Below are 12,079 nucleotides of genomic sequence, written 5' to 3'. Positions count from 1 at the left end.
GTTACTTGTATAATTATGTATCATAGAAAATATCCTTTTTTGTACAGATTATACCATAGATTCTAAACAGGTTCTAACAATTTTTTATAATCATATTTAATAAGAATTATTGTTAGTGTTTCACAAATTCATGATGTATTTTCCTATCCCCAAAAAGAAGCATAATGCTGCAAAGCCAACAAGATTTATTATTACTTCCTTTTTGGTAGGTCTGTCCCTAAAGATAAAATAAGAAAATAAATTTATCCAAGATTATAACCTTTACTTGTAACGACGCTATATAGTTGAAAAAGACTGGGAGGTGTTATTTATATGTTACAAATCCCCCCTGCAGCTTCCCCTATTCAAAAACATTCTATGTAGACAACGATTTCGAAGATGGAAACAGCCTACTATCAAATTAAATGATAGTAGGCTGGCTGTTAAAATTATTTAAGAACTGGGTTAAGTTCTAAATGATAAGCTTTCATTATCAAAAAGATTATTACTAGTCCCTCCACAAACAAAAACACCCTATCACTTCGGCTCTAAATTTAATACCTTACCCTCTATCCCCTCCGTATTCAATGTAGTCGTATGATACGTGCCATTTACCCAATCATCTATTTGATCATGATACCAATCACTTCTAAAATGTCCCGACTGTCCTGGCCCTACGATATGATAACCGTTTGACATATCTTTCGTATCAATAACAAATCGCCAAGACGCTCCGTGATTTACAATGCCGTTCTCGCCGTAACTCGCTGCTTGAACGGTAACTTGGCTCCCACCAATCGGAACTGGTTTCTCACGATTAAAAGCTAGTAATGCTAACATACTAGATGATTTCGAAATTGGATGTGTAAAAGCGAGTTGATGGTAATCGCCCCACTTCCACTCTCCAACATCCGGTCCATATTCCTTCTGCAATTTCTTCATTACATTCTCGTACGATGTATGCACAACTTTTGTGAAACCTCCGTACTTCGTAAACCAAGCGCTATTTTCTCCCGCTACTTCTTTTCGAATCAATTCATCAACAACTTGTGACTTCCCTTCAAATAACTCCATTACATCTTTCGGTATTTCTTTTGAAAATAACGTATTTGAAATCTCTTTCATTAATGAATGGAATATTAACGGTGCCGCTTCATCTTTACTATCATAAAAATTCCACTTTGTTAATTGTTTTACGCCTTCTTTCTCTACCTCATTTAAAGATGCTTTATTTAGCTCCTTTAAAAATATAGGAGTAAACTCTTTCCCGTATAAATTCTTTTGATCCATCTGTAACTCTTCTAAATCTTTCACTGTATATTTTTCCTTCTCTTGTAAAAACTCTTGAATACGCATTTGCCTATATGGCTGCGCCCACGTATTACTAATATGATACGGATAATTATCATCAACAATTTTATTATTCGCAGTTGAAATAAACCCTTGTTTTGGATTGATTACTTTTGGCAGCTGATCATACGGAATATACCCTTCCCATTCATATTCATCTGTCCACCCTGGAACAGGTAAGCTACCATCACCTTTTTTACGCACTGGTATATTTCCATTCGCTTTATAAGCAATTCTGCCGTCGTTTGATGCAAACACAAAGTTTTGGGTTGGAGTATGAAAATCTTGAAGAGCGGTTTCAAACTCATTCCAGTCTTTTGCTTTGTTCATATTTAATACAGCTTTTAACTCAGCTGACGGTTCTAAAGCTGTCCACTTTAAAGAGAATACTGTTTTCGTTTTCTCCTTCCCCTTATCCGCAAACTCTGAAATTACTGGCCCATGCCTCGTAATCGTAACGTTATAAGGAATTGTCTTCCCGCCTTTTACTTTAATCGACTCGTCTACAACGGTAGCTTTTTCCCATTTATCGTTATACAGAAATTCATTTTCATTATTAGGATTTCTCTTCTCAATATATAAATCTTGCACATCAGGCCCTGTATTCGTAACACCCCATGCTATTTTGTCATTGTGTCCTAATATAACACCTGGTACTCCAGCGAAAATAACGCCACTCACATTTAAACCTTTCATTTCAAGTCTCGTTTGATACCAAATAGAAGGCGTCGCAAGAGATAAATGAGGATCATCTGCTAAAATCGGCTTACCTGACGCACTCTTCTCACCGCTCACAACCCAGTTATTACTACCGTTAAACTCCGGCGGAATTATCGTTTTTGAAAAACTTTGCGCTACGTCCACATTTGTATTTTTCAGTTCAGCTAGCAATCTAGGAGCATCTTTCGGATATTTAGGAAATAGCTCATTTGCTTGCTCTTTCGGAAGGTTTTTCAGCGCCCAATATCGAAACGCCTGTCCATGCCAATGTCCTCCTAAGTCAAACGCCATATACTTCCCGATCGTTAAAGTATCAACAATTGACCACTCAGCAGGTTCATAACCTAATATAGTAAACTCAACTGGTAATTTCTTTTCCTTTTTCGCCTCACGTATAAAAGCGTTCACCCCATCAGCAAATGACTGCAGGGCATATTTTGCTTCTCCATCATATTGACTAACTGAAGCTTCTGCAGCTCGCCGTAAACCGAGTGTTCGAAACAATTTATCTCGGTCAACAGCTGCTTCCCCAACAACTTCACTTAACATACCAGACGCTTGTCTTCTACTTAAATCCATTTGAAACAAACGATCTTGCGCTTGTACATATCCTTGTGAAAAATATAAATCATGTGCATTTTCCGATTTAATATGCGGGACACCTTTACTATCCCGCTTCACCGTAACAGCGTGTTGTAAATCCTCTAGCTTTATCGTTCCATCTATCTTTGGCATAGATTTCAGCGTATATATATTCAAAAAAATCGCAGCGGAAATAACTAACAAGAGAACGATACTACTAGCCCAAATAAAAATTCTTCTTCCCCTTTTTCGTTTCTTCTTTATAACTACCTCCATATAACCACCCCTTTCTCACACTATTCGCTTCTTTTTGAGAATGAACCTTTTAAAAACATTAAAAAACCCCCTTCATTTTCCTACCAATGAAGGGGGTCTTTCTTATCGTTTGCTACGCCAACTTTCATTATGCCCAAGATTTGCACCTGTCGCTACTTGCACATCATATAACATTTCACTAAAGAAGCGTTTATCTACTTCTTTTGGTACAATGCGTCTTTCATCATCAATTTCATCGTATTCATATGAACCACGATTTACCGTACCTGCTTTATAAAATTGAATGTCAAATACACATACATCTTCTTCATCTTCATAACCAATCGGCGCTCCGCTAAATGACAATTGCGCTCCTAATCCGTTACAAGTATCTTCTTTGTAAAATGTATAATACACACCGCCATCTTGAACAGATCCACGGATCCATCCAAGCTTCGTCATCTTACCGAATAACGAACGACCATTTAGTAAAATACCACCAAATCTCTCAATAGCACTCTCATCATTCTCTTCTACTACAAACACTGGACGCTCAATTTGTAGGAACGGCTGAACAATTCCCGCACTTTCTAATTGCTCTTTCCATAATTCCTTCTCCGCCCCAGACAATTCTAACGGATGAACGAAACCAATAACAGTGCCAAATGAAAGTTCATAACTCTTCCCGTCAATTGTACAGAACACGCCACCTTCTGCATAACGGAATGTGTTCAGCAACTTCCCTTCCTTATACTCACCCCAAATGAGTGAAATAGAAAATTGCTTCATAATTGGATTATCCATAAATACAGACTTCCATGCATTATGTGACCAATAACGCTTTAACGAAAGTGCCGCTTCTAATCGTTGTTTTTGCATTGAAAGAGTAGTTCGGAGTTCCTTCTTTAAAGAGGCTAATTCTTTTTTAGCCTCTTCAGCCTTTTCTACATCATCTTTTGCATTCGGCTTTGGAAGTGACTTCATACGTTTTCCTTCCTCTGTCTCTAATTCAATTTTTGACTCTGTAGTTAAAATGACAGTAAAACTTCGATTCCCGAAATCAATTATCTTTTCACCATGTATAGTAAAGCCAAGGTCTGGCACCAATTGATCTTCCAGCTCTTCCTCTGTTATACCACGTGTTTTCGCAGCAAGACTTAGCGCTTCTTTTGCTGCATTACGTACTTGCTTATGTTTATATTTAAATGCTATTGCATGAATAGACATAAGTGCAAGCTTAGATGAAGACAAACCTAAAGCACGAACGGCATCCGCTGCTATCTTTCCTCTCATTTGAAGCACCCATTCATCAATTTGCTTTATAAGTATGTCGACCATTTTGTCGTCACTATACATTCCGTATAACGAAAGAATTCCACGCTTCTTCACATCTGCGTCTTGAGAAATCCATATTTGATATATTGTTTGCACATATTCTTTTAAGTCCTCTTCATTTAAAGCTCTACCAATTACTTCTGCCGTTTCTTTCTTCTCAATAACAGCATCTGAAATATACTGTTGTAAATAGGCTAACGGAATTGCAGCATCAGCAATTTCATTAGAGTCACGTAAACTGATTTGTGGCTCATCCCCAATCAATTGCAGAAGTGAATTTCTTGTTTGTTCCGTTAAAATACGTGCACATAGTTCTTCGATCTTTTCTTCCTCCGCTTGAAATAAAAACGAGAATTTTCCTGCGAAAGATTCATTTTTACTTTCTTGCAAAGCTTCCTGTACAAGTTTCGTATATTTTTCAAGCTTATACTCTATTAGTATTTTCATCACATTTTCACGAACAATCTTCTTTTTATTATGAAGTTCAACTGCTACATCTGCTGCAGCCTCTACATCTTTTGAAAGCAGTTTAACTACAGACTCACGCATTTTTTTAGATGAATCTCCTAAGCTTTTAATTAAAATCGGACGCATTTTAACCATGTTATCCTTTGCTAACTCTTCTAAAATATATGCTTTTGCCATAGCAGAATACTCATCAAACCGTTCAATTATATATGCTTGTTCTTTTACAATTACATAAACAAGCGCTTCCTTCGCCTTATTTCTCTCTTCACTGTAGCATGCAGCTTCTTCAACTGCATAAGCGATAAGTTTTTCCTTACTTAACCCATACGAAAGCAGATCTTCTAATACTTGTTTCGGCTCTACTCCTCTGACAGAACATTCGTAAAGAAGTTCGTATAAATTAACACTATCATTATCTCCAAACTGTAGTGTAAGTACAGCTTCCCTTTTCGCTACATCATCTATATCCCAAAGAAGCGCAACCTCTAACACCGGCATACCCCAATACATATTTCTATATTTCGGATTTTTAAGTATTTGCTTCATATCCTCAAGTGACAACTTCCCTAGTAAATAATCACAATATGTATCCCGCAATGTAGACAAATTAATTTGCAAAGCAGCAACAAAAAATTCTTCTCGCATTTTCCCTCTATTTAGCTCATATCCTTTTTCGGCTAGCGTTCGTGCGATGATGAGATAATTCATTTTACTTACATATTGCATAGTTTGTTGAATAAATTCAGGATTTTCCTCCAACATAAAGCATAGCAATTCATATTCATACGTCTTACAAAAATCCTCACTATTCAAATCATGTTGCCTTAGACGATGCGCAAAAAATCTTTCCTTAGAAATCCAAAACTGTGTACAAAAACTTTGAATTTCTTCATACGTTTCTCTATTTACACTACCAGTTTTTTTGTGGTTTTGAGACTGACCAAGAGTGTGACACATATAACGTGTTGCATAGTTTATAAAACCCCAAACATTTTTCTTCGCCAATATTTCAATATATCGCCTCGCAACATTCGAATGTTTATGAACACAAAATAATAGCCGCCAAATATGTTCCGGTAAATTCCCACCTATAAATACTTCACTATCATCTTCACCTTTTAAATACCGTTTAACTGCTTCAACCTTTTCCTTTTCCCCTAGCAGTTTCAATATAAATTCTGTATGTTCTTCTAACCTCTCATTCAATAAAGAACTATATGTACGAAACTTTTCATACTCTACATCAAACATTACGAGAAGTAATGTTAATTGCTGTTTAGTCGGTAAATTATGTAATTGTTCCTCTATATAGTTCGGTTTCTCTTTTGTTAACTCTCTAAGAAAAACATCTGCTTCATTGACGTAACTTGAAATACTAGATAAATACCTACATGCAATTGCTACAAGTTTGTCCAAAGGTAGTGCACTTTTTTCTAAATAAACCTTCATTTTAGAAAAACTGACATGCGCAAAACGGACTACAAGAACATTTAATAATTGCTCCTCGAGTATATGATAAAATAACCGAAAGAAACCCGGATCTTGCTTATGTACTTTCCTAAAATCGTTTATAAATCGCTCCGCAAAATCGCTTCTTTTTTGATCACGAATCGTCGTTAGTTCAATATCTTTTAAAATCTCTTCTTCTTTTGTCTGTAAATATCGTAGTGATAATTGTTCCTGTTCTTCTGTCATATTAATATATTGAAACAACTCAGATGTACTAGTAGTCAAACTTTGTATCCCCCGCATCTTTTTATCTATTATAAAAATACACTTATTTAATGGTAGTATAGCATAAAACCCACAAAAACGAACGTATATTCTATATTAAATTAATGTAAATTAAAATACACTACTCAACATACATTTCCTTCTCTCTAAACTTCCCATTACACACTTCTCCCCACTAAAATCCTTTAACTTTTTGCTACACCAATTCCTCAAAATCCCCTTCACATAAGCTAACGTTTTCTTATTATTTTCAAACGCAATTTTAAGTGCCTCTAACACTTTCTCTCCAGAAAGTCTTTGTATCCAATTCTTCAATTCCTTCACAATATATGGGGATAAACTACTAATATTTTGTTCATAAAACTTATAAACTTCACTATTTGGAACGTCCTCTTCTATGGTTTCCACCTCTATCTCTTCCACTTCTTCTTTCTCTTCAATAACTACTTGTGAACTACTATTATCCTCTTCTTTTGGCATACCAAAATGTTGCAATAATAACGGAATCTTGTATTCTTTTTCAAGACATTTACGTAAAAATATATGTATGAACTCATTACTTTTTATAGTCTTTAACTCACGTAATATGCACTTCTCCACATTCGTATTTGAAATAGGGTTATAGTGTAACCAGTTTATTATGAATACCTCTTTCGTTTCCGTATCATATAGAATCTTTCCATACTCAACAAACCTGTTTAGCAGCTTCTCAACAGTCTCCATACTATAACCTGTTTCAAGCTCTGCCACATGCTTCGGTAATATGTAAATACCACATTGCTTCGTTTTCGTACCAGTTAACAAATATATGTAAAAATAACGCTCCTCTGGCGTTAAATCTAATATAAATTCATCTTGCCAAAAGTTCAACTGCACATTACGGTATACCGCCATATGTTTCCTCCACTCTTTGCTAGTAAATAGGAAGATTTTAATCCTTCATTATAAAAATAGGAATGCGGGAATGGTTTTGGCATTCGAATTACAATTTTTTTTACTACTACAACGCCGGTTTCATTTTTTCGTGCTTGTTTTGTTCTTGTAGTTGTTTTTGTTTTTGTTTTTATTTTTGTTTTTTCTTAGTGATTTATTACTTGGTAGGGGCTTATGAGGGGCTTGGAAGGGCATTCTGCATTACAATCTATGAAATACAATTTGTTCTTCCTACTAAATAGGAGCTATTCCAAATTATTATTTTGGATAGCTCCTTTCAAATTCTTCTTATTTTTTACTTCTACCAATGTCAGCTTCTACATACAATTTATTCTGCTATTTGCAGGCAGTAAAACTCTCATTTCAAAATTCGGTGAATAAACTGCTCGATTGCAACGCGAGTGGCCCCACTGATTAAAGTTTTATTTTATTTTATTTTTGCATTGAATCTAACATCTTCACAATAAAGGCAGCTGCCTGACCACGAGTTGCTGTACCTCGGGGATCAAACTCATTATTTCCAATACCATTAACTACCTTTAAGCTGTATAATCGTTGAACCGATTCTTTGTATGTTATTAAATGCTTATCTGTAAATGGTAATGCTACTAACTCACCTGTAATTCCTTTGTATCGTAATGCTTTGTCAATCATAATAGATACTTCTTCACGAGTAATTGGTGAGTTAGGATCAAAAATCTCTTCACCACGACCATTAATAATTCCTGCACTTGCACAACGTTTAATACCGTCATGAAGTGATGGATGTGCCTCATTAATATCTACAAATGACTTATTTCCCTCTGGTAGTTTAAGAGCATTCGAGATTAATTTCGCAAACTCCGCTCTCGTTACATTTCGATATGGCGCAAATACACCATTGCCTTCGCCTTGCATAATACCTAGACTGTTTAATTTACGAATACGCCCTTCAAACCAGCCACCTGTAATATCATCTTTTGGTTTTTGTACTTCTTCCTTTGGTACATTGTAGTTAATTTTAATCCAACTTGGGTCATAGAAAATCCATTCTCCATTACCTACTTTATACCAACCATTTTTAACCGCTAATACTTTGTAACGATCTCCGTTTGAAGCTTTACGTACAACACGATGTTCAATACCCGCATCACTACGTACATTGATGCCACTACCATTTACCACTAGTTCCATGCTAGGTTCAGCTGGATTATTTTCATTTGGATTAAATGAGTCATTTTTATCTTGTAAAGGCGTATCAATCTGTGCATTTATATTTGCATACCACTGAATTCCTTGCACGAAACCAGCCCAATTACCACGTGAAATTAAAATGTCAGGACATTTTTTCCCGCTCCATTGTTGATGCTTGTAAATACGATCTGCACCAATTCCTTCTTTGTTCATTAAATAACCTGCAAGTCGTTTTGCATTTTCTAACGCTTTATTGTAATCACCGTCTTGGTTAACCGCAATCTCGATACCGATAGACTCCCTGTTTCCTGAACCATCTCCATCTCCTGCATGCCAACCATTTTCGTTTGTTGGTAAGTGTTGATAAATTTGTTTATCATCTACAGTAAAATGCCATGAAGCTGTTCGGAAAGTGCCTTCAGTTGCTTGCTTGTATAAATATTTCGCATGATTTTCAGCATTAGCACCAGCGGCTGTATTTGCGGTCTCATGAATTGTAATGTAACGTGCTTTCATCGGATTTGCAGGACGAATATCAGGATTTCCTGCTGGAACAATCGACTCCACAAATGGAACTCCTGCAAGTGTTCCATATTTCTTCGTACTCTGTGCACTATATTGAATACCTCTTGGCTTTGCAACAGGTTTCATTTGACGATCAGATCCATCATTTCGACCATCTACAGATTCAAATGCCTTTTCAATGTTTGAAATAGCTTCCTTTTCTGCTACTTGTCCCTTCTTAGCATCTTGCATTTTGTTTAATTCTTCTGTTTCATCATGTTTATGCTTATATTCTTCTAAAAGAATTTTTTCATTTTCAGATACTTCTGCTTCGTTAATTTGTATATGATCAGGAACTTCCAACTTGAAATTAGAATAATTTAATCCGCTCGTTCCATGTTCTCCTTCAGCAATATTTAGTTGATCAGTTTGAGATCTGTTTATCTCTTCTGCTGATGCTGATAAAGGTACACTCCCTAAAATCACTAGACTTGTTGATAGTGCGATTACTTGTTGTTTGATTGTCTTATTCATTATTATAAATAGATATATACACATTCTCGCCGTGTATATATCTCAACCTCCTTTTGTTGTCACATTAATTTTAAAAATACAAATCTACTATGTACTTCTAATATATTTTATTTATATATTTAAATTATATTATTTTATGCCCGTTAAGAAAATATTTATATGTCATCCCTACAAATGAATTTCATCTAACATATTTTTTACAAAATCCGTCAACAAAAATTATTTTACAACTAATTACCAATACCGTCAAAAGCATTTTCAACAATCCACACTTTAATAGCTATAGTAAATGCTATTTCTTTCACATTATATACTATTACAAATTACCTTTAACTTGTCCGACAATTTCGTATATCGTATTTCGATCAAACTTATCACTAATTTCGTATGGCTCACGATCTCCTACGAATTGCACGCCTACAATATCATTGCGATCCTTACCGTATTGCACTTCAATGATAGATCCACGCTCTATTTGTTTCCAAATGAGGCCTGCTTCATCTTTATTATCTAAAATAATGCAGTCTTCAATATTTTCATCAATCCCAATTAACTTGTTATCATCTATATATCCAATCTCGTATTGTTGCCGTTCTTTCGCTTTTCCGCTTACTAGTATACCTTTGCTACCATATGAGTAATCCATATAGTCCTTTTTCTCCGTTTGTACCACTTTCGGCTTTTGTGTTTCAGCTTTTTCAGCAGCTCCACAACCTGTAATAAGACTGATTGGTATAACCATAGTTAATACTACTCTAGTAAATTTCTTTATCATTTATAACTAACCTCACATACTTAATTTAAAATGCTATTTATTTCCTTATTATAAAATAACATGATAATACAGAGAAAGAGCCAAAGATAAAATATTATTTACATCCGTATTGTCCCTCCCTTTACATTAATATAGTATCCTCATAAGTATGAATAGCTAGGCTTTCAAAATTAATACGGGAATATTATAGAAAGTAGACATCCTACTCACATACGATTAGTATTAGAATTGAAAATATATAAACTAGATGATTACTTATATTAAGGAAGTGCACAGCTATGGATTTTAAAACAGTCATGCAAGAGCTTGAAGCCCTTGGTAAGGAAAGAACGAAAAAAACATACATCTCTAACGGTGCACACGAGCCGGTTTTTGGCGTAGCTACAGGTGCTATGAAACCAATCGCTAAGAAAATAAAAGTAAATCAAGAGTTAGCTGAGGAACTTTATGCTACAGGTAACTACGATGCTATGTACTTTGCAGGCATTATTGCAGATCCAAAAGCTATGAATGAGTCTGATTTTTATCGCTGGATGGATGGGGCATATTTTTATATGCTATCTCATTATGTGGTAGCAGTAACTTTATCGGAGTCAACTATCGCCCAAGACGTTGCTGATAAATGGATTGCAAGTGGGGATGAGCTACGAATGTCAGCGGGCTGGAGTTGCTACTGCTGGCTTTTAGGAAATCGCAAAGACAATGAATTTGCCGAAAGCAAAATTTCCGATATGCTTGAAATTGTAAAAAATACAATTCATGCTGCGCCAGAACGAACAAAATCTGCTATGAATAATTTTATAAATACTGTAGCAATTTCATATGTGCCACTACACGAAAAAGCAGTCGAGACTGCAAAAGAAGTTGGTATAGTTGAAGTAAAACGTGACAATAAAAAAAGCAGTTTGTTAAATGCTTCCGAAAGTATTCAGAAAGAAGTCGATAGAGGAAGAATTGGTTTCAAACGTAAATACGTTAGATGTTAGATTATTAAAAAAGGTGTCAATCAAGAAAGATTGGCACCTTTTTTAATGTAGAAGTAGAAAATGAACTACCTTCCTGAAAATCATTCATTTTCCTCTGTACATCTTATATGTTAGAAAATTCTTCTTTCACTTTATACACCCTATCTCTTTTCTCATCATTTTTAACAAAAGTAAGCGTTCCTTCTATAACAAAGCCTTCCAACGCTAAGCATACTTGTCCATATGCTTTTGGCTTATTCGTTGTAAATCTTTCGTCTGATATTTTACCAGATCGTATTAACTGTTCGCATAGCTCCAATGCACTTATTTCTTCAGAATCCATTAATTCCAATATATCTTTTTGCAATGCTGATAAAAGTGCAGGTATCTCGGCTACCTCTACCTTTTCTTGTTTATTTTCTTTTTCGTCTTCAAATAAATCTTCAAATGAAATTTGATTCATTACATCTTTTCCTTTCTCATAACGAATTTGCTTAACATGAACTGAACCCTATATGTACTAGAACTTTTACATTTAGTTATTGTTATGTAGTCCTTACCTCTTTACATAAATTTTATAACTCATGTGCATTATTTTAAGTAGTATATTTCCATTATACCAAATATACGTTCTGTCATCTATTGCAGAATTCTTTATTGTTGAACTGAAAGCAATAGTAAACAGCCAGTGCACAAATCATGCTAACAAAAAACACTGCTAATCGCATTGTTTGAACTACTTCCACATGTCTATCAAGCTAAGAAAAACGAA

General features: G+C 35.1%; 7 protein-coding genes. 1 reads left to right on the top strand and 6 read right to left on the bottom strand.

Features of this window, described 5'->3' with window-relative positions; translation table 11 throughout:
* Positions 1-516 precede the first annotated feature (516 nt).
* The 5 genes from ACQRBL_RS16095 to ACQRBL_RS16075 form a co-directional block, all read right to left on the bottom strand.
* Entirely contained in the window at positions 517-2,907 is a 2,391-nt protein-coding gene (locus ACQRBL_RS16095; protein WP_411995921.1) for a penicillin acylase family protein, read from the bottom strand.
* 102 nt (positions 2,908-3,009) lie between these two features.
* Positions 3,010-6,423 (bottom strand): DUF4132 domain-containing protein, encoded by a 3,414-nt coding sequence (locus tag ACQRBL_RS16090; protein ID WP_411995920.1) that lies wholly within the window; start codon positions 6,421-6,423, stop codon positions 3,010-3,012.
* 111 nt (positions 6,424-6,534) lie between these two features.
* Positions 6,535-7,317, bottom strand: coding sequence for a DnaD domain-containing protein (locus ACQRBL_RS16085; RefSeq protein WP_023522488.1), 783 nt, complete (start codon positions 7,315-7,317; stop codon positions 6,535-6,537).
* A gap of 471 nt (positions 7,318-7,788) precedes the next feature.
* A complete protein-coding gene (locus ACQRBL_RS16080) occupies positions 7,789-9,567 on the bottom strand; it encodes an S-layer homology domain-containing protein (protein ID WP_411995919.1) in 1,779 nt (592 codons plus the stop codon).
* Positions 9,568-9,883: 316 nt separating this feature from the next.
* The gene (locus tag ACQRBL_RS16075; protein ID WP_023522490.1) at positions 9,884-10,342 is read right to left on the bottom strand and encodes a hypothetical protein; all 459 of its coding nucleotides are present in this window, start codon (positions 10,340-10,342) and stop codon (positions 9,884-9,886) included.
* 278 nt (positions 10,343-10,620) lie between these two features.
* Here ACQRBL_RS16075 and ACQRBL_RS16070 point away from each other — a divergent pair, with 278 nt between their 5' ends.
* Positions 10,621-11,328, top strand: a complete 708-nt coding sequence (locus tag ACQRBL_RS16070) for a DNA alkylation repair protein (RefSeq protein ID WP_411995918.1) — start codon at positions 10,621-10,623, stop codon at positions 11,326-11,328.
* A 103-nt stretch (positions 11,329-11,431) separates the two neighbouring features.
* Here ACQRBL_RS16070 and ACQRBL_RS16065 read toward each other — a convergent pair whose 3' ends face one another.
* Positions 11,432-11,770, bottom strand: coding sequence for a DUF3895 domain-containing protein (locus tag ACQRBL_RS16065; protein ID WP_023522492.1), 339 nt, complete (start codon positions 11,768-11,770; stop codon positions 11,432-11,434).
* Between the last annotated feature and the right edge of the window lie 309 nt (positions 11,771-12,079).

It is taken from the genome of Bacillus sp. AF62 (genome assembly GCF_050312695.1).
GTDB classification, from domain to species: Bacteria; Bacillota; Bacilli; order Bacillales; family Bacillaceae_G; genus Bacillus_A; species Bacillus_A cereus.
This window is presented reverse-complemented; position numbering and strand designations above follow the sequence as displayed.

Bases quoted from the DNA above. Each gene is read 5' to 3' on its own strand.
- ACQRBL_RS16095 (WP_411995921.1), bottom strand. From the start codon at position 2,907: ATGGAGGTAGTTATAAAGAAGAAACGAAAAAGGGGAAGAAGAATTTTT.
- ACQRBL_RS16080 (WP_411995919.1), bottom strand. From the start codon at position 9,567: ATGAATAAGACAATCAAACAACAAGTAATCGCACTATCAACAAGTCTA.
- ACQRBL_RS16070 (WP_411995918.1), top strand. From the start codon at position 10,621: ATGGATTTTAAAACAGTCATGCAAGAGCTTGAAGCCCTTGGTAAGGAA.
- ACQRBL_RS16085 (WP_023522488.1), bottom strand. From the start codon at position 7,317: ATGGCGGTATACCGTAATGTGCAGTTGAACTTTTGGCAAGATGAATTT.
- ACQRBL_RS16075 (WP_023522490.1), bottom strand. From the start codon at position 10,342: ATGATAAAGAAATTTACTAGAGTAGTATTAACTATGGTTATACCAATC.
- ACQRBL_RS16065 (WP_023522492.1), bottom strand. From the start codon at position 11,770: ATGAATCAAATTTCATTTGAAGATTTATTTGAAGACGAAAAAGAAAAT.